Source organism: Armatimonas rosea, assembly GCF_014202505.1.
Taxonomy (GTDB): domain Bacteria; phylum Armatimonadota; class Armatimonadia; order Armatimonadales; family Armatimonadaceae; genus Armatimonas; species Armatimonas rosea.
In genome coordinates this window covers 1,145,471-1,171,051 of sequence record NZ_JACHGW010000001.1, presented here as the reverse complement: position 1 = coordinate 1,171,051, position 25,581 = coordinate 1,145,471, and the positions used below count along the sequence as shown (strand labels likewise).

General features: G+C 63.2%; 21 protein-coding genes. 16 read left to right on the top strand and 5 right to left on the bottom strand.

The features are described 5' to 3' along the window. Positions 1-23: 23 nt before the first annotated feature. Entirely contained in the window at positions 24-530 is a 507-nt protein-coding gene (locus HNQ39_RS05350) for a hypothetical protein (protein ID WP_184192916.1), read from the bottom strand. Between the two features lie 98 nt (positions 531-628). Further along, positions 629-2,707 carry a hypothetical protein gene (locus HNQ39_RS05345; RefSeq protein ID WP_184192915.1) on the bottom strand — a complete coding sequence of 693 codons (2,079 nt, stop codon included), beginning with the start codon at positions 2,705-2,707 and terminating at the stop codon, positions 629-631. A 191-nt stretch (positions 2,708-2,898) separates the two neighbouring features. On the opposite strand from HNQ39_RS05345, the gene pilM reads away from it, so the two are divergent. The 11 genes from pilM to HNQ39_RS05290 all read left to right on the top strand — a co-directional run bounded on the left by pilM (position 2,899) and on the right by HNQ39_RS05290 (position 16,273). Further along, positions 2,899-4,026 (top strand): type IV pilus assembly protein PilM, encoded by a 1,128-nt coding sequence (pilM, locus tag HNQ39_RS05340; protein WP_184192914.1) that lies wholly within the window; start codon positions 2,899-2,901, stop codon positions 4,024-4,026. 21 nt (positions 4,027-4,047) lie between these two features. Further along, positions 4,048-4,689 carry a PilN domain-containing protein gene (locus HNQ39_RS05335; RefSeq protein WP_184192913.1) on the top strand — a complete coding sequence of 214 codons (642 nt, stop codon included), beginning with the start codon at positions 4,048-4,050 and terminating at the stop codon, positions 4,687-4,689. Next, entirely contained in the window at positions 4,682-5,425 is a 744-nt protein-coding gene (locus tag HNQ39_RS05330) for a hypothetical protein (RefSeq protein WP_184192912.1), read from the top strand. Before HNQ39_RS05335 ends, HNQ39_RS05330 begins: the two co-directional genes overlap by 8 nt. Positions 5,426-5,440: 15 nt before the next feature. Next, entirely contained in the window at positions 5,441-6,202 is a 762-nt protein-coding gene (locus HNQ39_RS05325; RefSeq protein ID WP_184192911.1) for a hypothetical protein, read from the top strand. Between the two features lie 23 nt (positions 6,203-6,225). Continuing rightward, the gene (locus HNQ39_RS30495) at positions 6,226-9,015 is read left to right on the top strand and encodes a hypothetical protein (RefSeq protein ID WP_184192910.1); all 2,790 of its coding nucleotides are present in this window, start codon (positions 6,226-6,228) and stop codon (positions 9,013-9,015) included. A gap of 84 nt (positions 9,016-9,099) precedes the next feature. Next, positions 9,100-10,821, top strand: coding sequence for a GspE/PulE family protein (locus HNQ39_RS05315; protein WP_184192909.1), 1,722 nt, complete (start codon positions 9,100-9,102; stop codon positions 10,819-10,821). Positions 10,822-10,866: 45 nt separating this feature from the next. After that, on the top strand, positions 10,867-12,621 hold the full coding sequence (locus HNQ39_RS05310; RefSeq protein ID WP_184192908.1) for an Hsp70 family protein: 1,755 nt from the start codon (positions 10,867-10,869) through the stop codon (positions 12,619-12,621). A gap of 46 nt (positions 12,622-12,667) precedes the next feature. Next, a complete protein-coding gene (locus tag HNQ39_RS05305) occupies positions 12,668-13,960 on the top strand; it encodes a J domain-containing protein (protein ID WP_184192907.1) in 1,293 nt (430 codons plus the stop codon). 55 nt (positions 13,961-14,015) lie between these two features. Next, positions 14,016-15,329, top strand: coding sequence for a phosphopyruvate hydratase (eno, locus tag HNQ39_RS05300; protein WP_184192906.1), 1,314 nt, complete (start codon positions 14,016-14,018; stop codon positions 15,327-15,329). Between the two features lie 172 nt (positions 15,330-15,501). Then, positions 15,502-15,876, top strand: coding sequence for a DUF4234 domain-containing protein (locus tag HNQ39_RS05295; protein ID WP_184192905.1), 375 nt, complete (start codon positions 15,502-15,504; stop codon positions 15,874-15,876). Beyond that, positions 15,851-16,273: a DUF2752 domain-containing protein gene (locus HNQ39_RS05290; protein ID WP_184192904.1), complete on the top strand. Its 423-nt coding sequence runs from the start codon at positions 15,851-15,853 to the stop codon at positions 16,271-16,273. Before HNQ39_RS05295 ends, HNQ39_RS05290 begins: the two co-directional genes overlap by 26 nt. Here HNQ39_RS05290 and HNQ39_RS05285 read toward each other — a convergent pair whose 3' ends face one another. From HNQ39_RS05285 to HNQ39_RS05275, 3 genes are read right to left on the bottom strand one after another with little or no spacing between them, the layout of a single operon-like run. Then, positions 16,274-16,741, bottom strand: coding sequence for a hypothetical protein (locus tag HNQ39_RS05285; RefSeq protein WP_184192903.1), 468 nt, complete (start codon positions 16,739-16,741; stop codon positions 16,274-16,276). After that, positions 16,742-17,296, bottom strand: a complete 555-nt coding sequence (locus HNQ39_RS05280; RefSeq protein WP_184192902.1) for a Uma2 family endonuclease — start codon at positions 17,294-17,296, stop codon at positions 16,742-16,744. Positions 17,297-17,300: 4 nt separating this feature from the next. Next, on the bottom strand, positions 17,301-18,566 hold the full coding sequence (locus HNQ39_RS05275; RefSeq protein WP_281380153.1) for a BaiN/RdsA family NAD(P)/FAD-dependent oxidoreductase: 1,266 nt from the start codon (positions 18,564-18,566) through the stop codon (positions 17,301-17,303). 49 nt (positions 18,567-18,615) lie between these two features. Here HNQ39_RS05275 and HNQ39_RS05270 point away from each other — a divergent pair, with 49 nt between their 5' ends. The 5 genes from HNQ39_RS05270 (at position 18,616) to HNQ39_RS05250 (ending at position 25,580) form a co-directional block, all read left to right on the top strand. Beyond that, positions 18,616-19,848, top strand: a complete 1,233-nt coding sequence (locus HNQ39_RS05270; RefSeq protein WP_184192900.1) for an FAD-binding protein — start codon at positions 18,616-18,618, stop codon at positions 19,846-19,848. Further along, a complete protein-coding gene (locus HNQ39_RS05265; RefSeq protein WP_184192899.1) occupies positions 19,845-20,729 on the top strand; it encodes an MBL fold metallo-hydrolase in 885 nt (294 codons plus the stop codon). The genes HNQ39_RS05270 and HNQ39_RS05265 overlap by 4 nt, the downstream gene beginning before the upstream one ends. A gap of 115 nt (positions 20,730-20,844) precedes the next feature. Next, positions 20,845-21,597 carry a PEP-CTERM sorting domain-containing protein gene (locus tag HNQ39_RS05260; RefSeq protein ID WP_184192898.1) on the top strand — a complete coding sequence of 251 codons (753 nt, stop codon included), beginning with the start codon at positions 20,845-20,847 and terminating at the stop codon, positions 21,595-21,597. Positions 21,598-21,633: 36 nt separating this feature from the next. Then, on the top strand, positions 21,634-22,302 hold the full coding sequence (locus HNQ39_RS05255) for an ABC transporter ATP-binding protein (RefSeq protein ID WP_184192897.1): 669 nt from the start codon (positions 21,634-21,636) through the stop codon (positions 22,300-22,302). Next, complete coding sequence (locus HNQ39_RS05250) at positions 22,299-25,580, top strand: ABC transporter permease (RefSeq protein ID WP_184192896.1); 3,282 nt, start codon at positions 22,299-22,301, stop codon at positions 25,578-25,580. The genes HNQ39_RS05255 and HNQ39_RS05250 overlap by 4 nt, the downstream gene beginning before the upstream one ends. Position 25,581: the final 1 nt, after the last annotated feature.

The following is a 25,581-nucleotide window of genomic DNA, read 5'->3' as shown; positions in this document are numbered from 1 at the left end:
CACGAGAGTTCCGGCTTAAAGGCCTACTTGCTGTCAAGGAATCGCTGGACGGGATTGCCTTGGGGAGCGTGATGCCGAATGGAGTCCGCGAACGCACTGGGGCGGGTTACTGTCATGGGAATAATCAGAGGCGTACGGCGACTCTCAGGGGACGGTGAGACCTTCAGATACGACACAAAGAGGCACTTGCCTGGAGTCGCGCTCTGGATCTCGTCCCAGCGTAAGATCTGCTTGGCTCCCCAAACCGTCGTGAGAGTGATCCCCGAGCTATCAATATGGATCGGAGAGAGTCGTGAGACAAGAAAGGCCAGTGCGACTTCCCCAAGAATCCCCCAAGCAAAGAGGGGGAATAGTGGGGGGAGTAGAGCGAGTGCCTCGGTTGCGGGCATGAGAAAAAACATACTGGCGTAGACTGCTGCCATCAACAAGAACAGAAGCAGGCAGAGAACCCGTGCGACCGTGGCGGGAGCTGTGTAGAAAACCTGCGAGGCTCGCTCTGTTTGTTTTTGTGTGTCTGTTTGTTTTCGCATGACAGACCTAAAACGCAGGAGTTCCCCCTTGGTTACGGGGGCGCAAAAAAAAGGCCCTGGGGTGAGCCAGGGCCAAGAGTAAGCGTCTCTCGTTTCGCCTACGTATCTGCGAGGAACACCCCGATCATGGCCTCACTGCCATCCCCGAGCGGGATCAGCTCGGCGCGGGTGTCCAGAGTGCCGTTGAGCAAGTTTCGCATCATCGGCTCGCGTTGGTTCTTCACAATCTTTAAGAGCTTGGTCCCCGGAGGCGCGATCACGGGGATCAGCACCTGGAGCGTGGTGGGACAGACCAGCGGCAGGTAGTCCACGGGCTCTCCCTCGGGGGTGGTGACCTGGAGGTACTCCCATGCGGCGGGCTCGGGGGCGAAGGTCTGCCACTGGCGGAGCACAGCGAGCTTCTCCCGGTCCGCGCTACAGTGGCTCCCCAGCGCGCCCACGGCAAGCAAGAGCGCCAGAGGAAGCTGGGTCAGCCGGGTCAGGGTCGCCACCGGTAGTGCGTTGAGCTCGTCGCCTGCCAGAGACTTCGCCGCCCGCAGGGCACGCAGCGCCAGCAGGAGCCAGCGGTGGTCCTTGTCCACACGGGAGAGGGCGATTGCCGCTTGGGCTCCCGCCAGAGTCGCCAGCAGGTTCTCGTCGGGGTGGAGCGGGTCGCCTAGTGAGCCATCGGGGCGGCGACGGGTACGCAGCAGGGTCGCCACCTCTTTGGCCAGGGCGATCATGCGCTCGCTCTCGTACTCTCGGGAGACCATCAGGACCCCCTCGACCAGTGCGGCGAGCTGCTGGGTCGAGGCCACATCCGGGGCGAGGGTCGCCAGCTCCATGCCCTCCTCGATATTGGCGACACTCCGCAGGGCAGCACGCAGGAAGGTCTCGTTGTTGGTGCGCCGGAAGGTCTCCACCAGGGGAATGAGTGCCTCCCCGACCGCCCAGGGCGAGACATGGGGCAGTGCCTCGCCGCCCTCGTGGAAGCGCTCGCCCTGGAGAAAGCCGTCTTTGTCCATGCGGAGCAGGAGCCACTGGGCTGCGCCAATCGCGGTGCGGGAGAGCAGCTCGGTCTGGAAGTGGGCGTGGAGGATGTGCAGCCCGGTCGCGGCCCGTGCGGTCGCGGCGGTGGAGACGGTGGGCTGGCCGTGGATATCCTCAAAGCGGCGCTCTTGCCAGTGGACATCCCAGATCGCCCCCCAGTGCGGGCTCTCCTCCGAGGTCACCTGGTAGTCGCAGACCCCACGGCCCAAGAGGCGTGCCCGCCGGCGCAGGGCATCGTCCCCGGTGAGGTAGTAGCGTCCCAGGAGCGCGGTCGCCGCGAGCGCGGCATCGGTCCCCTCGCCCGCCGCGGTCCGGTTCTCATCGAGGCAGTAGCTCAGCCGGTCCACTCCCCGCTTGCGGACGCGCCCCTCCTCCATCAGCCCCAGCGCCGCTTGGGTCGAGAGCTCCCAGAGGAACGGCTCGTGTGTCTCCGCGCGGCGCTGGCGTGTGTCGGCGACCAGCGCGGCGTGGGCGCGGAGTGCCTGATGGACATCGGCCTCGGTCTTTGCGAGCGCCAAGCGTGTCTCCCAGCCGAGGGTTGCCCCCTCCCCGCCGAGCTGTGCGTGGGTATGCACCAGCTCAATGGCATTCTCGCGCACCTCGGGAGAGACTCCCTCGGTCTTGCTCACCAGGGTGGCCACCAGTTCCTTGGACCACACCGCGAGTGCCCTCTCCTCCAGCCCGAGAGCCAGGGAAAAAACCTGCGGCTGGCCGGGAAGAAACGGGAGCCGCAGGCGGATCGTATCGGGGGTGTCGGTCAGCGGCGTCGCGGCCAGGGCGGGTGCGGTCGCTCCCACCCGCCAGGTCCAGGCCAGCGTGTCCTCACGCCCCTCGATAAAGACCAGAAAACGCAGCGCCGCCCGGGAGGCAGTCGCGGTCTTGCGCCGCCCGGCCAGCACGATCCGGTCCCGCTTCTTGCGGGAGTGCTGGTTCAGGTAGACCGGGAAGGTCTGCCCGCGCAGGGTCACCTCGGCGATCGGGCGAAACGCGGTGGTCTCAAAGACCGCGCGGATCCCCTTACCACGGAGCCAGCACAGGCGTACCCGGAACAGATCCCGGTTGTCCGGGACCAGCTCCAGCGCCGTGTGTGAGTACGGAAACCGGTAGAGGGTCTCCTGCTTCTCCGAGAGTGTGGGCGGTGTTGTCATGGCTACTAAAGTTATCGGTACTGGCCAGGAGGTGGTGCCCTGTTAAGATAACGGGATCGCTCCCCGTAAAAACGCCAGAACTTCAAGACCCCGCTTTTCAGGTTTCTCTACAGATTCAGAGCCAGATTCCCATAATCCAGTTATGTCCTCTCGTGCGAGAGGAGGAAGCTGTTTTATTTTGGAGGTTGATTGTGTCTATTCTGTCCTCGCTGTTTGGAAAAGAAGTGGTGGTCGGGCTCGATATTGGGAGCTCTATGATCAAGGCCGTACAGATCGAAGCTGTCCGCGGTGGCTTTCGTATCGTCCGGGCGGCGGAGCAGAAAACGCCTCAGGGAGCGGTACGCGATGGGATCGTCATCAGCCGTGAGCCGGTCGCAGCGGCGATCCGCCAGATGCTCCAGGCCGCCGGAATCACCGCCAACACCGCGGTGCTCTCCGTAGCTGGCCCCAGTGTGACCGTCCGCCAGATCCGTGTCCCGAAGATGAACGAGGCGACCCTCAACAAGGCCATTCGCTACGAAGCGGGCAAGTACATCAACACCAACCTAGAAGATGCCGCCCTCGCCTTTGAGATCCTTGGGCCTGCCGAGGACGACCCCACGCAGATGGATGTGATGCTCGTGGGCACCAGCCGTGAGATTGTCGACTCCCGCGTCGCGGTGGCCCAGCTCGCCGACCTGGATGCGGTCGCGGTGGATATCGAGTCCTTTGCCATCATGCGCGCCATTGTGGACCTCTCCCCGGATGACTTCGCCGACGAGAACCTGCGCGCCATTGTGGATATCGGTGCCTCGCACACCGAGGTGATCATTCTCTCCGGCCCCGACTTCGCCCTCACCCGCTCGATCCCCATCTCGGGCGATACGTTTGCCGATGCGCTGAAGAACCAGCTGCGGATCGAGGCGAGCGAGGCCGAGCTGCGCAAGATGGAGATCGACATGGGCGCTCTCATCACCGGCGAGGGAACCACCGAGTCGCTGGAGATGGCCCGCATTGTCCAGACCACGATCGACGAGCTCCTGCGGGAGATTCGCCGCTCGATCAACTACTTCCAGTCGCAGCTCACGGAGGAGGGTGTGAGCACCAACCTCTCAGAGATCCTGCTGGTGGGAGGCTCGGCCCAGATGCGCAATATCGCGGCCTACATGTCGGCCCGCCTGGGAATCTCCACCCGCCTGTGCGACCCGTTCTCCAGTGCTCGGATCGAGACCAGCCCTGAGGCAGAGGAGTGGCTCCAGGACCAAGGCCCCAGCCTGACCGCGGCGCTCGGCCTCGCGATGAAGGAGCACATGAACCCTGTCGCCGCAGGGAAGCGCTAGGCGAGGAAACAGACAACTACCATGCCAAATATCAACCTAATTTTAGAGCGCCGCCAAGAAAAACGGCGCATGGAGACCCTGAGCCGGAACCTCTTCTTCACCCTGGGAGGCTCCCTGGCGGTCTTTGTCGCGATCGGCTCCTACCTCGTGACCGAGCGCTTCACGCTCCAGGGCGATGTCGATGAGGCGGAGCGCAAGATGGAGAAGCTCAAGCCCATCCTCGCCGATATCGACCGGATCAAGAAAGAGACCGCCGACAAGCAGCCCAAGGTAGACACTCTGGAGAAGGCCCGCTACGACACCCTGCGCTGGACCATGCTCTTCCAGTCGGTCGCGGAGTCGCTGCCCAAGGATGTCTGGCTCACCAACATGGGAGCTGCCGAGGGCGATCCGCTGGTAGTGAGCCTCGCGGGCTCGGCCCCCTCGCAGAGCAAGGCGAGTGACCTGGCCCTGAACCTTAGGAAGCAAGTCCTCTTCGAGAAAGTGGAGCTCCTGAGCACCAGCCGTATCGAGGGAGCCAACCATGTGGAGAAAGACTCCCGCTTTGTCTTCCAGATCACGGCACCGATCAAGCAGGTCGTGATGCCCACGGCCGCTCCGGCGGGTCCCAACAAGACCGCCCAGAGCACCGAGACCAGCACCGGAGGAAACAGCCGTGTATAACGCCCCGATTAAGAGCGCACGGGCCTTCTCGTTCCGTCCCAGCAAGCGCACCGCCATCATCATGGGCTCCTTGGCGGGAGGCATCTTACTCATGACAGGCGGGCTCTACTTCTGGCAGACCGGCGAGATCGACCGCATTGAAAAAGATGTCGCCGCCAAGCAAGACGAAGTGCACCACGGGGAGCGTGCCGCCAAGCAGCTCGAAGTGGTTCGCCAAGACGCCGCCGCGGTCGATGGCAAGCTCCGCTTCCTAGAGCAGAATGTCTCGTCGGGGGCCTACATCCCCACCATGCTCCAGCAGATGGAGAAGCGCGCGGGCTCCTTTGGGCTTGTGGTGACCAACTCACGCCACAATATCGAGGTTCCACCGCCCCCACCGCCCCTCAGCCGCGAGGAACAAAAAGCGGGCAAGAAGCCGCCCCCGCCCCCGCCCTACAACAAAGCGCGCATCGAGATGGACCTCAACGGGACCTACGGAAATGTCGCACGCTTTATCCACAGCCTGACCCGCTTTGAGAAGATCATCGCGGTCAACTCGGTCATGGAGCAGACCAAGATGGACGCGACCAGCTCGTCGCCCTCCCTCTCCGTTCGGCTTGTCATGACCGGCTACGTCTTCCCGGACTCGGAGAATGTCGCCAATGCCCCCGTGCAGCAGCCGAAGCCCGGCTCGCTAAGTGAGCGCCGTGCGACAGAAAACCAGCTCTCCAGTCCGCCGAGTCCCCAGCCGAAATAATAGGTAGAAAACCACATGAAGCCTGTTGATAAGAAAGATATGCCCAAGCTAATCGCCCTGATTGGCTTGACGGTTTGTGCGCTGGGGTATGGCATCTACTCCCTGGTCGGGAGCACAGCAACCGCGGCTCCTCCTCCCAAGAAAGAGGAGAAGGCGGCGACATCCCCTGCCAACGGTGCCGCGCCCGGAGCGGTGGCGGCGGCCGACGACCCCATGATGCTGGGGCTCAAGCGCCTGGAGGGTCTCTCGGAGCCCGTCTTGGTGCGTGATCCCTTCACGGTCCCTGGCGCTCCCGCAGCGGGTGCACAGCCCGGCGCACCGGGCACCACTCCTGTGGCCCCTTCGGCCCCTGCCCCCCAAGCGCCGGTCAAGAACCCGCTGGAGGCCAAGCAGGACATCGCGATGGCAAATGCGGCGGCGCGGGGCAAGTCCTTGCGTGAGCTACTTGGCCTGGAGGTCAAGCCCGCACGTGGCGGCGGTGAGGATCTGACGGGCAGCTCGCCGGCTGCGCCAGGGGCTTCGAGTGTCGTCCCCATGAAGCTTCCCCCTCCCCAGCCCCCCAATATCGTGGTCACCGGCGTCCTAGTCGCCGAGAACGGGCAGGGGGAGAGTGTGGCCATTGTTCGTGTGAATGACAAGCCGCGCTGGCTCTCGATCGGAGACCGGCTAGAAGGTGGCTTTGTCGTCCGCAGTATCCGCCGAACGGATCGCGGGAGTGAACTGGAGATCGTTGATTCGAATGACAAAAGTCGCCGCTTCCCCTTCAAGGTGAACTGAGCGCAAATTTAGAGGAGTCTCTCGTGCAAACTCAAAAAAATATTTTCTCTCTTGGACTAACATCACTGGGGGTAATCGCCTCCGCAAGCCCATCTCTGGCGGCCCCGCGTGCTGTCAACGATGTCACTGAGGTGAGTGTCACCGCAGAAGAAACCGCGACCCGTATCGTCATCACGGGCTCTCAGTCCTTCACCCCTGAGGTAAAGAGCCTGGGCAAGACCGGCGTGACCACCATCACCCTCCCCGGTGTCTGGCAGGCTGGCCGTGCGGGGACACAGACCATCCAGAAAAATGGAATCGCCTTTGTCCGCTACGGCCAGTTCTCCATGCGCCCCAGCCAGCAAGTTCGGATCGTCGCCAACTACAACAGCAAGCAGCGCAAGCCGCTCAAGTACGAGCTCGTCCCCTCGGCGGACAAGACCCGCTGGGAGGTGGTTCTCTTCGCCCCGGGTGCTGAGGTCGCGGAGCTGAACTCCATGGAGGTGCGCCCGGTCGAGCTCACCCCGATCACCGCCGCCGCCCCCAAGAGTATCTCGCGGATGCAGCTGGCCCTTCAGACGGAGAAAGACCCAATCCCCGGCATCTCGGTGCGTAGCCAGCGCGCCGTGGTCTCGGTGGATACCCGGGCGCTTGCCGCCGCCGCGACCCGTGTCGCCTCCAGCACGGTCTTTGCCCCGTTCCATACACCCGCCGCTGTCTCCTACGACCTGACCACCGCGCCCCGGCTCAGCCTGGCCAATGTCCTGGCCCTGACCCCCCGCTCGCGGCCTCTGGCCACCGCCGGTGCCGCGGCTGGCGATGCCAAGCTCAAGCCCTACCCCACCCGCTCGGCAGAGCCCAAGGTCGCTGCGGTCCGACGGCCCGCGCTTCCCAAGATCGAGAAGCCGACCGTGGCAGAGCGCCCGGTGACAGTCACGGAGGCACTGGCGACTCCCGTTGCCCGCGCCGCCGAGGCCCAGCAGAAGAAGCCCATCGTGGTCAATGCCAACCCGCCCTCCCCTGCCCTCACGGCAAGCGTGGCGGCCTCGGCGGCACCCGCTACGGAGCTGAAGCCCGAGCCTAAGGCCGAGCCCAAGCCCGCCCCGGTGCAGGCCGACCCCATGGAGCGCCTGGTCTCCCTGGACTTTGTCAACTCCGAGCTCTCGGATGTGCTCAAGCTGCTCTCGGTGCAGGCCAAGGTCAACGTGGTCTCCGGTCAGAGCATCATCGGCAAGAAGGTAACCCTCTCGCTGCAGAAGATCATGCTGCGCGATGCCCTGGACTGGATCACCCGCACCTCGGGGATCTCCTACACCATGGAGGGCTCCAACACGATCATTGTCGGCAGTGGCCAGGAAGTGACCCTGCTACGCCGCACCAACAACCAGACCCCGGATGTCGTCTCGGCCAATATCTCCTTCTTCTACGCCGACTCCGAGTCGCTCAAGACCGCCCTGACCTCGTCGTTCCCCAACGTGACGATCCATATCATCAAGGCGAGCGAGGAGTCCAAGAAGAGCGACGAAGGCAAGCAGGGTGTCCCTCCCGGTGATGGCGCCAGCCTCAGGCCAACCACAGGGAGCACTCCCGAGGGCGGCACCTTCTCCTCGCTCACCAGCATCAAGCCGCGCGGTGGCTCGGTCTACGTTGTCGGAACGCGCACCGTGATCGACGAGATTCGCCGCACGATCGAGGACACCGAGAAGGGCCTGGTCGAGATCGCCCAGCGCGACTCGGACCGCAAGTCTGACCAGATGCGCAACTTTGTCAATGATGTCTATGAGGTCAAGTACGTCGATCCCAGCCAGGTCTCGCGCCTGGTGCTGGAGAGCGTCCCCAACATCATCATCCGCCCTGGGCCCTCCCAGCGCTTTATCGCCAACCCCGGCGGCCTTGGTGGTGCTCTGGGTGCCATCGGCGGTGGCGGGGCAGGCGGTGGCGGCGGCCAGATGGCCGGCGGTGGCGGTGGACAGGTAGGGGGCGGTGCGCAGGGTGGTGCCGGAGCCGCCAATGGTGCCGCCGGCGGCACGGGCACGGGCTCTGGCCTGGTCGAGTCCCGGATCCTCCTGCTCACCGGCAAGGAGCAAGATGTCAGCCGCGCCAAGGACATGCTCAAGCAGCTCGATGTCAAGATGCCACAGTTCAACTACGAGGCACGCCTGGTCGAGGTCAGCAAGGACGATCTCACGAAGCTTGGGATCAACTACGACTTTGGCCGCGCCGTACAGATCGGGGAGAACGACAACGGGGGCAATGGCTCCGTGATCAACCAGGTTGGTGGAGGACGCAAGCTTAATGGCGGCGCGATCTTCCGGACGCCCTACAGTGTCGCCAGCCAGATCGATGCTCTTGCCACTCTGGGCAAGGCCAATATCCTGGCACGCCCCAACCTCTCGGCGCTCGATGGCAACCCGGCGGTGACCTTTATCGGGGACCAGATTCCCTATGTCATCTCCCAGTCCATCAGCCCGACCGGTGGCCTCAATGTCCAGACCGGTGTGGCCAATGCGGGAATCCAGCTCCAGGTGACGGGGCGCTCCAACGGCGATGGCACCATGACCATCTATGTCCACCCGGAGATCTCCACCATCACCCAGTTTGTCGGGGGGCTGCCTCAGATCTCCCGGCGCATGGTCGATACCACCATCCGTATCAAGGATGGAGAGACAATCGCCATCGGGGGCCTGGTGCAGAAGCAGGATATCGACACCATGAAGAAGGTTCCGGGCCTGGGCGATCTGCCGGTCCTGGGACAGCTCTTCCGCTCAAACGAGCGCCGTATCAAGGAGAGCGAGGTGCTGATCTTCATCACCTGCCGCCTGTCCAAAGACTAGGGTGCCTCACGGAAAAGAGGTCAGACGTGCACGAGCGTCTGGCCTCTTTTTTTTGCGTTACTCTGCCAATAATACCTGTAGATCATGACAGCAACACAGACAAACCGAATCGGCGACTTGCTTGTTGAGAAAGGCCTCCTCACCCAAGACCAGCTCCTGGGCGCGATGGACAAGCAGAAGCAGCTGGGGGGTAAGCAGGCACTAGGCGAGATCCTCGTCTCCATGGGCCTGATCTCAGAAAAGGACCGTGTCAAAGCACTGGGCGAGCAGTGGGGCGTGGAGTACATCGACCTCACCGAGCTAATGATCCCCAGTGAGGTCACCAACCTCATCTCCCAAGAGCTCGCCCGTCGCTACAAGATGATCCCCGTCGAGCTGACCGGCAACCGGATCAAGATGGCGATGAAGAATCCTCTGGATATCTTCGCCACCGACGAGATCCGCCTGATGACGGGCAAAGAGGTGATCCCGATGATCGCGCCGGAGGACGATATCCTCTTGGCGATCAATGAGAGCTACCGGGTTGCTGCCCAGAACCTCAACAATGTCCTCCAGACCTTCCAGGCCGAGGAAGTGGAGCTGGACCGCAAGCGCCCCGAGGACCTCGCCGCCGAGGTGGACCAGGCCGAGGCCGATGCCGCCCCGATCATCCAGCTCGCCAACGCGCTGATCTCCCGCGCCATCCAAGAGAAGGCGTCGGATATCCATATCGAGCCCGGCCGCGAGTCGATCCGCATCCGCTATCGTGTCGATGGCATCCTCATGGACGGCCTGACGGTCCCTAAGAACGCCCAGAACGCCCTTACCAGCCGCTTTAAGATCATGGCGGACATGGATATCGCCGAGAAGCGCGCGCCGCAAGACGGCCGTATCTCGATGATTATCCAGGGCAAGCAGTTTGACTTCCGTGTCTCCAGCCTCCCCGCGGTCTACGGTGAGAAGATCGTGATGCGCGTCCTGGACAAGAGCAACATCAATATCGGTCTGCACCGCCTCGGGCTCCTCCCCCACACCTTTGAGATGTTTGAGTCGATGCTCATGCGCTCGTATGGCATCATCCTGGTGACCGGGCCTACGGGCTCGGGGAAGTCCACGACACTCTACTCCAGCCTGGCCAAGGTCAACTCGGGTGAGAAGAACATTATCACGATCGAGGACCCGGTCGAGTACGAGATCCCCGGCATCACTCAGGTCGGGGTGAACAACAAGGCCAACATGACCTTTGCGGCGGGCCTCAAGGCCATGCTGCGCCAGGACCCCGATATCATCATGGTTGGTGAGATGCGAGACCAAGAGACCGCCAATATCGCCATCGAGGCGGCGCTCACCGGCCACTTGGTCTTCTCCACACTCCACACCAACGATGCCCCCGGCGCGGTCGCGCGTCTGATGGACATGGGAGTCGAGCCGTTTCTCATCGCCTCCGCCACCGTGGGCGTCATGGCCCAGCGCCTCATGCGCCGTGTCTGCGATAAGTGCAAGACCACCTACGAGCCCCCCAAAGAGGCGATCAAGCGCCTGGGGATGAACCTCGATGAGATGGAGCGGAGCCGAGTCACTTTCTACCGTGGCCGTGGCTGCGAGGTCTGCAAGGGCACGGGCTACAAGGGCCGTGTCGGCTGCTACGAGCTCATGCCGGTCACCGATAAGGTCCGCGAGCTGATCCTGGCCCACGCGTCTGCCTACGCCATCCGCGAGGCGGCGATCGAGGGAGGGATGCGCTCCCTCAAAGAAGATGCCATGGAGAAGATCCTCCTGGGAATGACGACACTCGAAGAGAGCCTGCGTGTCATCTACTCCGGTTAGCCTAAAGAATCGCCTTCCAAAAGCGCACAATAGTTAATAGACGTTATGAATACACCCCCCAGTGGCGTAGCTCCGAAAAATATTCCCAGCGGTCCTATCATCGGGATAGACCTTGGTACGTCTACCTCTGCCATCGCCTTCCTCACCCCCGACGGTGAGCCCGAGCTGATCCAGGACCTCAACGGCGACACGATTGTCCCCAGCATGGTCCAGCTCCTGCCCGACGGCCAGCTGGTGGTGGGCTCGGTCGCCAAGAGCGGCGCGGTCACCTACCACGACCGGACGGCCATGGAGGTCAAGCGCCTCATGGGCACCGGCGAGACCGTCAAGCTCGGCAAGAAAGTCTTCTTCCCTGAGGAGATCGGCACTGAGATCCTCAAGCACCTCAAGCAGGCCGCCGAGGCCAAGCTCAACCGTGAGGTCAAGGATGTCGTGATCTCGGTGCCGGCACGCTTTGAGAACTCCGCCCGCGAGGCCACCCGCAAGGCCGCCGAGGCCGCTGGCCTGGAGGTCATCCGGCTGATCAACGAGCCCACCGCGGCGGCGCTCGCCTACGGCCTGGGCCATATCGCCGACCAGAGCAAGGTGTTGGTCTTCGACTTTGGCGGCGGGACGCTCGATGTGACGGTCCTAGAGATGTTTGAGGGAATCCTGGATATTCGGACGTCGGTGGGCGACGACAAGCTCGGCGGAAAAGATATCGACGAGGCCGTGATGGCGCTCCTGCGCGATAAGTTCAAGGAGACCACCGGCAAGAAGATGCCGCCCCCCTCGCGCGACCGCAAGGCCGCCCAGCGCATCAAAGAAGAGGGAGAGATCGTCAAGAAGACCCTCTCGTTCTCGGAGAGTGTCCAGGTCAACCTCCCCAATCTCGTGGGTGACCAGAGCCTGGTGTGCACGATCACCCGCGATGAGCTCGATGCCCAGCTCGAAGACATGCTCATGCGCGCCATGGCCGTGGTCAATGAAGCGCTAGCACGCGCCCGGCTGAAGTGGGACGATATCGATGTGATCCTGCCGATCGGGGGCTCCAGCCGCATCCCGATGTTCCGGCGCGCCCTGCAGTTCGCATCGGGGAAGGAGCTCTACTCGGGCGGCCTGAACCCCGATGAGGCCGTGGCTCTGGGCGCGGCGATTGCGGCGGGAATCGAGCAGGACCTCTACCAGAAGCAGCAAAAAGACATCATGATCCTGGATGTCTCCCCGCACCGGCTGGGAGTGGCCACGATCAAGCAGGTCGGCAGTGAGCAGTTCGTCGAGGACTACTTCAGCGAGCTGATCCCCAAGGACGCCAAGCTGCCCGCGATCACCAAGCGAGACTACATGACCCTCTCGGACGGCACTGGTCCCATCGCGATCCGTATCTACGAGGCGGTCACCGAGGGCAACCTCTGCCGCGAGCACCGGATGATCTCCGAGCTGGCGCTGCGTGCGCTCAATAAAGAGTCCAAGGACGAGCCTGTCCAGGTGGAGTTCCGCTACACCCTCGATGGCACCCTGGAGGTCGCCGCACGCTACATCAGTGCGCCTATGGTCCAGGTCGATGGAAAGTTCGTCCTCGATGCCCCCGGAGCCGGTGGCGCAGAGATTCCCCAGGAGGTCTGGCGCAACGCCCCCCTTGCGGGGCTGGTCTTGCCCCTGATCGAGCAGGTTGAGCGCCAGGTCAAGGAGCGCCCCGATATCGCCAGTACCCTGAATGACATGGCCGGCTTTGTCAAGCTCGCCGTGATCCAGAACGACGAGGACGAGGTCCGAAAGCGCCTGGACAAGCTCACGGACTTGCTGTTTGAGTTGACGTAACACCCTCCAGTCTAAAGCGCTCACTACCAATAATAAAAGACACGGTATGAGCGAAACAACCTACGAGACGAGCCTTTACGACACGCTGGAGGTCCCCGAGACGGCGACCCAAGACGAGATCCAGCAGGCTTACTTTCGTCTGGTTCGTCTCTGCCCACCCCAGCGTGACCCCGAGCGCTACCAGGCCCTCAACGAGGCCCGCAACACCCTGCTCGACCCCCAGCGCCGGAGCGAGTACGACCAGACCCGCAGGAGTGGCCCGCGCGTCCGCGTCCTGGTCGATCAGGCGGCTCTTGCGATCGACCGTGACCCCCAGAAAGCGCTCTCCCTGCTCAAGAGTGCGGTGATGCTCGCTCCCGACCTGCCGCGCCCGCGCCTGCTCCTGACCCAGCTCTTGATGCGCAACCGGGACTATGTCCTCGCCGAGCGCCAGTACCAGTGGCTCCTGCGGCGGACCCCCAACGACGAAGCGCTGCGCTGCAAGCTCGCCCGCTGCTACCTGTTCCAGCAAAAGCCTGCGGAGGCCGAGGCCGAGCTCAAGCGGGTCCTAGAGCTTAACGAAGCCCACTACGATGCCCAGCTGCTCCTCGCCCGCATCTACCGAAGCCAGGGGCGCACCCGTGAGCTGATCGAAGCGCTCGAAGAGGCGATCTTCATGGACCAGGAAGAGGACTTCTCGGACTTCAATGCCCTGCTCCAGCTCGTGATGGTCTATATCCAGAACGAGGACGAGAAGAACGCGGCCCTGACCGCACACCGCCTCCTGGATGTCATCCCCGCCGATAAAGTTGGGATCGCAGCCGATGCCTTTATCCGCACGGCGGAGCTCTTCCTCAACGAGGAGTACTATGTCTGGACGCGCCAGCTCTTGCTGCACCTCCAGGAGCTGCCCCTCGCCGACGAAGACCCACGCCGGGTGCGCTTTGGTGAGCTGATCCATAAGTCCGAGATCCAGCAGGAGATCGTCCGCCTGAGCAAGGACCTGCTCTGTGTGGGACCGATCCAGCAGTGCTTCCTCACCCTCTACCAGGACAAGTCGTCGGACAATATCCGCCAGTCCCGCATGAGCTCCGCCCTCGAGCGAATCCAGCGCGAGACCGAAGCCCTCCCCCGCCAGGTGCTCCAGCAGCTCGCCTACATCCGCCGGGAGTACCCGCTGATCAGTGTCGAGCAAGACGCGTTCCTGGGGACACTCTGCCAGCGAGCGCTCCACTGCCAGGCCGTTGCGGAGATGCAGACAATCGCTCGCCCCACCCACATGCCCGCGCCAAGCCCTGCCCCTGTCGCGAAAGAAGCCCGCCGCGGTGGGCTCTTTGGCCGCATCTTAAGCGCCCGCTAAACTCTTAAACGCCTGAGAAACAAGCGGGTCTCCGCGCGTGCTATAATTTCCTAGCATGAGCCAACTAACTTTAATTGAAGAAGTCCGCGCCCGCCAGATTCTGGACTCGCGCGGCAACCCCACTGTAGAAGTGGATGTCGTCCTGGAGTGTGGTGTGGTCGGACGCGCGGCCGTTCCCTCGGGAGCGTCCACCGGTGCCCACGAAGCGGTCGAGCTACGCGACGGCGATAAGTCGGTCTACCTGGGAAAAGGTGTCCTGAAGGCTGTCGCCAATGTCAACGACTCTATCTCCCCCGAGCTTGCGGGCTTTGATGCCTCCGACCAGGCGGGCCTCGATAGCCTGCTCCTGACCCTCGATGGCACCCCCAACAAGGCCAAGTTCGGTGCCAACGCCATCCTGGGTGTCTCCCTCGCCGCGGCCAAGGCCGCCGCAGAGGCACTGGAGACCCCACTGTGGCGCTACATCGGCGGAGCCAACGCCAAGCAGCTTCCCGTCCCGATGATGAACATCATCAATGGCGGCAAGCACGCCGACAACTCCGTGGACCTGCAGGAGTTCATGGTCATGCCCGTGGGCGCGACCAGCTTCTCCGAGGGCCTGCGCTGGGGTGCGGAGATCTTCCATGCGCTCAAGTCCGTGCTCAAGGGCAAGGGCTACGGCACCGCGGTCGGGGACGAGGGTGGCTACGCGCCCAACCTCAAGAGCAACCAAGAGGCGCTCGATGTGATCATGGAGGCGATCAACAAGGCCGGCTACACCCCCGGTGCCCAGATCCAGATCGCCATGGACCCCGCCACCACCGAGCTCTACGAAGAGGGCAAGGCAAATGGCCGCGAGGGCAGCTACTACTTCTGGAAGTCCAACCTCTGGAAGACCCGTGAGGAGATGGTCGCCTTCTGGGCCGATCTGGCCGCCAACTACCCGATTATCTCGATCGAGGACGGCATGTCCGAGGACGACTGGGAGGGCTGGAAGCTGCTCACCGACGCGATCGGTAAGAAGGTGCAGCTGGTCGGGGACGATCTCTTTGTCACCAACACCAAGCGCCTCGCCGATGGGATTGAGAAGGGCGTGGGCAACTCCATTCTCGTGAAGGTCAACCAGATCGGCACCCTCACCGAGACGCTTGAGGCGGTCGAGATGGCCAAGCGCGCCGGCTACACCGCGATTCTCTCCCACCGCTCCGGCGAGACCGAGGACACCACGATCGCCGATATCGCAGTCGCCACCAACTGCGGCCAGATCAAGACCGGCGCTCCCAGCCGCACGGACCGTGTCGCCAAGTACAACCAGCTCATTCGTATCGAAGAAGCCCTGGGAACGTCGGCGGTCTACCAAGGCCTCAAGAGCTTCTACAACCTCAAGTAAGTACCTCTCCTCTCCCCAACCCCTCACCTAAAGGCAAGGGACTTTCGGAAAACCCTCTCTCTGGCTCCCCCTCCTTGCCTTTAGGTGAGGAGGGGGCTGGGGGGAGGAGAAGTACCCCTTGTAACTAAATCAGTAGGTCGCGTGTCGTAGGAAGTGGAGGCACGATTCTTCAATGCGAAATGGAACACGACGCGACCTGCTGATGATGGCGATCTTGATGTTGGTTACTTGTGGGCTCTACTACTTCTACTGGCTCTACAAGACCAGCCAGGAGATGGACGAGTACACGGGCGAGCAGGGCATCCCCCCGATTGTCCACCTGCTCCTGCTGATCTTCACGGGGACGCTCTGGGGTATTGCCTGGGACATCCTGACCGCGCAGAAGATCGAGCGGATGCAACAGCTGGCCGGGATTACGTCCCGGAACAACAGCGGGCTCTACCTGGTGCTGGATATCCTCGGTGCCGGCCCGATCTACGGCCTGGGCATGGTGGTTCCGTTCCTGCAACAGAACGAGCTCAATGAGATCTACGCTCGGCGTGCTTAGGGAGTCTGTACAAAAAGGGGGTCGGGTGCTCTGGCACCCGGCCCCGTTTCTCTTGCTGGCCCTCTTTCTTGTTCCCACCCCAGGCCTGGACAACAAGTCTCTCCTGGGTCTCCCCCCTCTCTGCCCCACCAAGGCCCTCTTCCACCTTCCCTGCCCCGGTTGTGGGATGAGCCGCTCCCTGGTCTGCTGTGCCCACGGCGAGCTCGTGCGTGCCTTCTGGCTCCACCCCCTCGGCCCGGTCTTCTTTGGCCTGCTTATCGGTGCGGTCGTCCTGCGCTTCTTTCCGCGGCTCCAGCCCTCCCCAAAGCTCCTCCGCGTGAGCTCATGGGTGCTTATCGTGCTCATGCTCCTGCTCTGGGTCACGCGCCTGCTGGGCTGGCTCCCAAAGCCTCCGTAGCTAGCGGGCGAAGTTCCAGACAATGGACAGAGGCTCGCCGCAGACACCACACTCGAAAATGCCATCCTTGATGACATTGCGCTGACCGCAGCGGTCACAGCGCCGGAAGAGATAGCTTGTTGTAAAGCCACCGGGATGCACGATCCCCGCTCTATCGAGCGCGGCCTGAAGCGCCGCCCAGCACTCAGGCTCGGGGCAGTAGCCGGTGGAGAGATTGGTGGCGGCGATCAGCTCCTCGCCCGAAAAAATCAGCTCCCCCGCCGCTTGAACCTCCGCACCACGGGCACACGAGACATGCTCCGAGCGCTGGTCCGCCAGCCAGAGCATACCGTCGGCAGTGACAACAAAGGTCGCGGTGCTCCCAAAGACTCCCTTGCGCCACGCCTCTAAATCTGCGGCCGATTTTATCGGCCAGCGGGCAGTCTCTGCGAGTAGCTCCGTCGCTCCCAGGTAGCGATAGAGGCGCATCTAGGGAAGTAAAGTGCTTACCAAGACAGTGGCGTCGGCATGGGCAAGCGGGGCGATGGTCTGGGACTCGGCGAGGGTGAGGATGCGCCCATAGCCTGCTTCCGACGGGTCAAGGTGGACATGAAGGCGACGGTTGGGTAGATCAAGAACCCAGTACTCCGCGACACCTGCTCGGGCGTAGAGGCTGGCCTTGCGGGTGAGATCGTACTCTAGCGTGCTATCTGAGATTTCGACCACAAGGTGCACCTCCGTCGCTGTCGGGTGAAGCTCAAGATAGGCATCCTCAGAATCTTTCGTAATGGCAACATCAGGCTCAGGCTCATTGAAAAGATCAAGAATCAGCGGATCCTGCGCACGCACAAAGCTCTCCCCAAAGTGCTCCACCGCCCAATGATTTGTCTGGCGTGTTGCAGTGACATGTGCCGGATTTTTTGGCATCTTTCGTAGAAGCTCTCCCTCCACTAGCTCATATTGCCCATCGTCGAGCAAGCCACTATGCTGAAGAAAACGAGCTTCTTCGCGTGTCCAGAGCTTAGTTCGTGGCTTTGTCATCATGTCTCTATTCTACGGCATTTTGGGCAGCGCTGTCTCCGGCGACGATGCCCGTGGACCAGGCGGCTTGTAGGTTGTAGCCCCCGACGGGACCGGCGATATCGAGTACCTCGCCGCAGAGGTAGAGGCCCTTGATCTTTCGGCTTTCCATCGTTTTGGAATCGACTTCATCAAGCGCCACACCCCCTGCGACCACCTCGCCGCGCTCCAGTGGAACGGCACGAACGCGGCCTACTTGCCAGCCTTTAATCGTATTTGCCAGTCGATTGCGGTCTTTGGCGGTAAGCTGTGCACACCGCGTTGCGGGATCGAGCTTGGCAGATTCGAGCAAGGGCTTACGCAGGCGCTCCGGGAGCGGGGCATCGTCGATGAGGCCGAGCAGGGTCTTTTTCGGGTTCTGCTGCGCCTGGGCCAGGAGCCGCGCGGTGACTTGCTCGAAGGCCTCATCGGGGTAGAGATCGACCTCGACCGTGGAGTTCTCCGGCAGTGCCTCGGCGATCTCGCGGGAGACACCGAGTGCGGTCGGACCGGAGACACCTTTATGGGTAAAGAGCAGGTCGCCGCGCCAGTGCATGCGCTCCTTGCCCGTGCTACTGTCAGGGTTTTGCTTGCGGGCGCGGAGCACACAGTCCCGGAGCGCCACCCCACTCCAGTCGTCGGGCGGGGTGGGGTCCAGGTAGAGCGGGGCGAGCGCGGCGGTCAGCCTCACAATCGTGTGCCCTAGCTCCGCCAGCCACTTCCAGCCATCGCCCGTGCAGCCCGTGCCCGGAAACGACGAGCCCCCGACCGCGACAATCAGCCGCGTGCAGGGAAGCACCTTCTCACCAACCTGGACGCCGGTCACCACGCCGCCCTCCACGAGGATCTTCTCCACGGGGCAGTCGAGGCGCACCTTCACGCCAGCATCACGGACATGGCGCTCCAGAATCTCGACAACGTCCTTGGCATCGGTGGGCGGAACGGGGAAGATGCGGCCATCGGGGCGGGTGTAGACCTTCATCCCCTGCCCCGTGAGCAGCTCCAGAAAGTCCTCGTTGGTGAAGCGGTAGAACGACGGCTTGAGAAACCCGGCCTCATTGCTACGGAACTGGCGGCGAATCTCCTCCATCTCCCCCGCATGGGTCAGGTTGCACTTCCCGCCCCCGGAGATCAGAATCTTGGTCCCCAGCCGGCTCTTTTTCTCCAGCAGAGTCACCCGTGCGCCCCGCTGCGCCGCCCGCCACGCCGCAAGCATCCCCGCCGCCCCACCGCCCACCACAATCACCTCAGTCATACGGGCAAGTATACCGTCGGCGATAGGCAGATTACCGTACAATAGCCCCATGGAAAGCCGAAAGAACTGGGCGGGCAACCTAACCTATAGCGCGGAGTGGCTCCACAAGCCCACGAGTGTGGCGCAGGTCCAGGACCTGGTCTGTCAGTGCCAAAAACTGCGCGCCCTCGGGACGCGCCACTGTTTCAACACGATTGCGGACTGCCCCCAGGACATGCTCTCGACCGAGCGGCTCACCAAGATTCTTGGGCTGGACCGGGAGCAGCGGACGGTCACCATAGAGAGCGGGGTGCGCTACGGCGAGCTGGCGAGCTTCTTGCACGCGGAGGGCTTTGGGCTTCCCAACCTAGCATCGCTGCCCCATATCTCCGTGGCGGGCGCGGTGGCGACCGGGACCCATGGCTCAGGAGATGGCAACGGGAACCTCGCGACCTCGGTTGTCGGCATGGAGCTGGTCACGGCTAGTGGCGACAAAGTAGCCGTCTCCCGTGCGACACACGGCGCGGACTTCGACGGCATGGTGGTGCACCTGGGCGCACTCGGCGTCGTGACGCAGCTCACGCTCGCCCTCGAGCCGACCTTTGAGATCGCGCAGACCGCCTACACCCACCTCCCTGTCGCGGCGCTGCACGCCCACTTCGATGCAATCACCGGCAGCGGTTACTCCGTCAGCCTCTTCACCGACTGGCAGAGCGACTCTATCAACCAGGTCTGGGTGAAGTCCAGGACGGGCGACTTTCCCGAGACGCTCTTTGGCGCGCAAAAAGCCACCGAGGACCGCCACCCGCTTCCCGATCACTCCGCCGAGAGCTGCACACCCCAGTGCGGCATCCCCGGCCCCTGGCACGAGCGCCTGCCGCACTTCAAGCTCGCCTTCACCCCCAGCAGCGGCGCGGAGCTCCAGAGCGAGTACTTCGTGGACCGCAGAGACGCCCTCGCCGCTTTTACGGCAATCGCCGCGCTGAGAGAAAAACTCGCACCGCACCTGATGATCTCCGAGATCCGCACGATCGCCGCTGACAACCTCTGGCTGAGCCCCCACTACCAGCGCGACTCGGTCGGCTTCCACTTCACCTGGAAACAGAATATCCCCGAAGTGCTCGCTCTCCTCCCGACTATCGAGGCCGCTCTCGCCCCGTTTGCCCCGCGTCCACACTGGGGCAAGGTCTTCACGATGCGCCCCACAAACTACCCCAAGCTCCCCGAGTTCCTGCGCCTCTGCAAAGAATTCGATCCCAGCGGCAAGTTCTGGAATGCGTTTTTGGAGCAAGTGCTCGGATGAGCCACGATGCGGCTCCCTCCCGCTTGATCTTACTGGGGACGGCAGGTGGCCCGACCCCCAAAGCCAACCGGGCACCGTCGGCGTATGCGCTGGTAGTCGGCGATGAGACCTTTGTGATCGATGCGGGTAACGGGGTCGGGCAACAGCTGGCGAAGGCGAAAATTGGGATCAATAGCTTCCGGCATGTCTTTCTGACGCACCAGCACTCGGACCATAGCGCCGATATGGGGACACTGGCTCTCTTGGCGTGGGCGACCAACCCGAGCAAGCCGCTCACGCTCTGGGGGCCGCCGCCGCTCAAGGCGATGCTGAAGCACTTCCAGGCATTTGCGGCGCTGGACATCAAGACGCGGATCGCCGACGAAGGCAGGCCGCCGTTTGAGAGCTTTGTGAGCATCCGGGAGCTCACCAAGCCCGGCGAGCTACTGAGCGAGGGCGGCGTCCGGGTGCGGGCGGCGCTCAATGCCCATCCGCCGCTGAAGCACTCCTTTGCCTACCGCTTCGACACGCCCGACCGCTCGGTGGTCTTCTCCGGCGACACCACCTACAGCAAGAGTGTGGTCGAGCTTGCCACCGGTGCCGATCTCCTGGTGCACGAGATCATGCTCCCCAGCGCACTGGAGCCGCTGATCGCCAGCGAGCCCAATGCCAAGACCCTCCGGGAGCACCTGTACGCCAGCCACTCCACGCCGGAGCAAGTCGGCCGGGTCGCCACCGAGGCAGGTGTCAAGACCCTCGTCCTCTCGCACTTTGTCCCCGGCGGTGCCCCCCTCCCCGACTCGGTCTGGCACGATGCCGTCCGCCCCTACTTCTCCGGCACGATTGTCGTCGGGCGGGACTTCCTAGAGCTACCCTCCTCGCTCCAAAATAAAACCTCGTAAAATACCAGGTTTTTGACTTCCCCTAACAATTGCCTTGTGATCTACCAATTATTTACCTGCTGAGACCCCGTGGAAATAATAGGTAGATCACTTGATTCGGAAGTTATATTTTTGTTTGCTTCTCCTCGGTTTAGGACAAGCCAGCCATGCCCAGATATTTATGGATATCACCAGCCTCACCAGTGGTGGGACGGGTGTCGGTGCCTTCTCCGGGACTCTGGGAGCAGCCACGGTGACGGGGAGTATCCTGAGCTCCAACTACGCCAACTCCTTCACCTTCAACCCGACCAGTAGTGGCACCCTGGGTGCATGGGAGCTCTCCAACACCGGAGGAACCTCCCCCCAGTTTAGCTACTCCACCATCTACGCCACCGCCAAGAACAATGTCGATACGCTCGGCTACACCCTCTTCAACAACAACCCTGTGGGCACCAATAACACGGCGCGCATGAAGATCAACTTCTCCATCCCTATCAAAGATCTGGTAATCAATGTTGCCAACCTCGACAACTCGATCTGGGACTTTACCGCCAGTGGGGGAGTCACCTCGCTGACCCTACTCAAAGGCAATGGTGGCGGTGGGGATGGTCTTGGGATTAGCGGGAAGACGATCATTGACCTCGCCACAGGAGATGCGGGAATCGCCCCCTCCACCACCCCCACAACCTCAGGGACGCGCTCGGGGTATGGCTCGGTGATGATCAATGGAACCTACTCCTCCCTGACCATTGATCTGACAGCGACCCACTCTCTGGGCGGCGATGGAGGAAACTTTACCTTTACCCTCGTCCCCGAGCCGACAAGCCTGGGGCTCCTTCTGCCAGGAGCGGCGGGCCTGCTCCTTCTACGGCGACGGCGTAAAAACTAGCCGTAGCGAGGAGCCCGAATCGGGTACAGTAGCTCCATGAGTCTGCTGGAGCTTTCGGGCGTTGTCAAGAGTTTTGTCGGGGTGGAGAAGCCTGTCTTGCGCGGGGTGAACCTGCGCCTCGAGGCGGGTGAGATGGCCGCGATTGTCGGGCCGTCGGGGTCGGGCAAGAGCACGCTGCTCAATATTATCGGCACCCTGGAGTCCCCCGACAGCGGGAGTGTCCTGCTGGACGGCACCAGCCTGACGGGTCTCGACGCGCGAGCCCTGGCGCGGGTGCGCAGCCAGAAGCTCGGGATGATCTTCCAGCTCCACCACCTCTTGCCGCAGTGCACGGTTCTCGAAAACGTGCTCATCCCCACACTCGCCGAGGGCCCCGCGCAGCGTAAAGAGCCCACCGAGGCCCGCGCCAAGCGCCTGCTCGGCCGCGTGGGCCTCTCGGACCGCTTTGCGCACCGCCCCGGCCAGCTCTCCGGCGGCGAGCGCCAGCGGGTTGCGGTCGTGCGGGCACTCCTCAACGAGCCCAAGCTGCTCCTCGCCGACGAGCCCACGGGCGCGCTGGACCAAGACTCCGCAACCAACCTCACCGACCTGCTGATCGAGCTCAACAAAGAAGAAGGGGTCGCGCTCCTGGTCATCACCCACTCCCCCGAGCTCGCTTCCCGTCTAGGCAAGACCTACCGTCTCCACGAAGGAGTGCTGGTATGAACCTCCTTAAGCTCGCTCTGGCAGGACTCAAGTTCCACAAGAAAGCACACCTCGGGGTGTTTCTGGGGGCGGTGCTGGCGGCGGCGATCCTCACGGGGGCGCTTGCAGTCGGGGACTCGGTGCGCTATAGCCTGACACAGCAAGCCCTCGCGCGCATTGGAGGGATCGAGCACGCGCTCTACAACCCCGGGCGCTTCTTTCGAACGGAGCTGACGGGCGAGCTCGGTGTGGCGGCCCCGACCTCGGCAGCGATCCTCCTTCGCGGCGCGGCGGCCAATAGCGAGGGGACAGCGCGAGCGGGGCGCGTCCAAGTGGTCGGCGTGGACGAGGCGTTCTGGAAGCTAGGCGGCGCGGGCACGGTCAACATGGCTGAGGACGGTGTCGCGCTCAACGAGCGTCTGGCGAAGTTCCTCGGGGTCGATGTGGGCGATGAGGTGCTGATCCGGGTGGACAAGCCCAGCCTGCTCTCCCGCGATGCCCCGCTCTCCAAGATCGAGGACGCCACCGTGGCCCTGCGCCTGCCGGTGCGCTTTGTGATCACCGAGCAGCGCTTTGGCAACTTCAGCCTCGATGCCAACCAGATTCCGCCCTACAACGCCTTTATTCCCCGTGCGACCCTGCAAAAAGCCATCGGGCAGGAGGGCCGCGCCAACCTCCTGCTGGTCGGCTCCGGGATCGCGCCCGACTCCCTCACCCGCGCCCTCTGGGAGAAGTGGAAGCTCACCGATGCAGGCCTCAAGCTCAAGCCCGTCCCTGCCACCGGAGAGCTAGAGCTCCGCACCGACCGTGTCTTCCTCGAGCCCGAGGTCGCCAAGGCCGCCGAGACCGCGCAGCCCGGCGCCCGCCGCATCTTGACCTACTTTGTCAACCGCCTGACATTTGGGGGAAAGTCCACGCCCTACTCCACGGTCGCCGCGCTCGAAGGCGCTCCCCTGCCCGACGGCATGGGCGACGACGAAGCGCTGATCAACCAGTGGCTCGCCGATGATACCGGGGCCAAGGTGGGAGATAAAATCACGCTCACCTACTGGCTGGTCGGGCCGCTCCGCAAGCTCGAAGAGCACACCAGCGCGTTTAAAATTCGCGGCATCGTCCCCCTCTCCGGCCCCACACTCGACCCGGCGCTCATGCCCGATATCCCCGGCCTCTCCGACAAGAAAGACTGCCGCCAGTGGGAGCCGGGTGTCCCCATCGATCTCGAAAAAATCCGCGACAAAGACCAGGCCTACTGGAGCGCCTTTCGCGGCACGCCCAAGGCCTTTATCACCCTCAAGGCCGGCCAGACCATCTGGAACAACCGCTTTGGCAACCTCACCGCGATTCGCTACAAGTCCGACAGCGCAACAGTTGAGGCGTGTGTCCGCCAAGCGCTCAGCCCTGCCGCACTGGGGCTTTTCTTCCAGCCCATCCGCGAGCGCGCCCTCTCCGCCAGCGCGAACTCCATGGACTTTGGCTCGCTCTTTCTAGGCTTCAGTATCTTTCTCATCGTCGCCGCCTTGCTCCTCGCCGCCCTGCTCTTTGGCTTCGGGGTCGAGCAGCGCAGCCGCGAGGTCGGGACGCTCCTCGCCATCGGCGTGACGCCACGCCGCGTGCGGACACTGCTCCTGCTCGAAGGTGGCCTGATCGCCTCTCTCGCCAGTGTCGCCGGGGTCTTTGTCGCCACCCTCTACACCCGCGCCGTGATCGCCGGGCTGGGTAGTGTCTGGAAAGACGCCGTGGTAAGCTCGCCGCTCACCTACTACGCCAAGCCCGAGACCCTGATCGGCGGCGGCATCGGCAGCTTCCTGGTCGCGCTCCTCGTTATCTGGCTCGTCGCCCGCAAGCAAGGCCAAGCCACCGCGCAAGCGCTCTTGAGTGGCAACCGTGAAGTCCCTCTTCCTAGCGAGGGACGAGCGCCAGGGAAGAGGGAAGCCGTCTCAGCGGCAGGGAGATGGCTCCCCCTTATCCTTCCCTTCCTCGCGGTCGGCCTTGCTCTCTTTGGCATCGGCAAGCATGGCGAAGAGGCGGCAGGGATCTTCTTTACGTCGGGCGCCCTGCTTCTCATCGCCGGGATTCTGGCGGCGCGGCAGCTCTTGCAAAAGCTGGAGCGCACCGAGGGAGTGCTGAGCCTCACAAGTGTCGGGCGGCGCAATGCGGCGCGGCGGCTCTCGCGTAGCACCGGCGCGATCACGCTACTCGCCTGCGGGAGCTTTCTGGTGATCGCGGTCGGGGCCAACCGCCACGATCCTCGTGAGGCCGCCCGCGAGCGCGCCTCAGGGACGGGCGGCTTCGCCCTCTATGCCGAGGCCTCGCTACCGGTCTACCAGGACCTCAACTCCGCCGAGGGTCGCGATGCCTTCGGGCTCGACGGACAAGAAATGGCCGACGCAAAGGTCGTCCCGTTCCGCCTGCGAGAGGGCGATGAGGCAAGCTGCCTCAACCTCAACCGCGCCCAGACCCCGCGCCTGCTGGGAGTCGATCCCAAGCTCCTCGCCGAGCGCAGCGCCTTCGGGTTCAGCCAGTCGCTCGCCGATAAAAAAGCCAGCCCCTGGAGCCTGCTGGACTGGGACGACGGCACCGACACCATCCCAGTGATCGGGGACATGAACACCGTGATGTGGATGCTCCACTCCGGGGTTGGCCAGACAATCGACTACACCGACGACCGCGGCACGATCCACAAGCTCAAGGTGGTGGGGATCATCAACAACTCCGTGCTCCAGGGCAACCTCATCCTCTCCGAGCGCCACTTCACCAAGCTTTTTGCCAACCACAGCGGCTACCAGGTATTTCTTGTCGATACCCCCGAGGCAAAGACCAAGGCCCTCGCCGAGTCCCTGACGCGCGGGCTAGAAGACAACGGCCTCAGTGTCGCCACCACCCCCGAGCGCCTGGGAATGTTCAGTGCCGTCGAGAACACCTACCTCTCGATCTTTGCGATCCTCGGCGGTATGGGCCTGCTCCTGGGAAGCCTCGGCCTCGGGGTGATCGTCCTCCGCAATGTCCTAGAGCGCCAGGGCGAGCTCGCCCTGCTCCGTGCGATCGGGTTCACGAAACGCTCCCTCCACCAGCTTGTCTTCTCCGAGCACGTTATGCTCCTCTTCCTCGGCCTCGCCATCGGAGTCGCCGCCGCGCTGGTGGCCGTCCTACCGTCGCTCAAGACGCCCGGCGTCGGCGTTCCCTTCGTCAGCCTCGGACTCACCCTCCTCGGCGTCCTAGGAAGCGGCCTGCTCTGGGTCTGGCTCGCCACCACCGCAGCGCTCCGCAGCTCGCTCCTGGGAGCACTACGGAGCGAGTAAG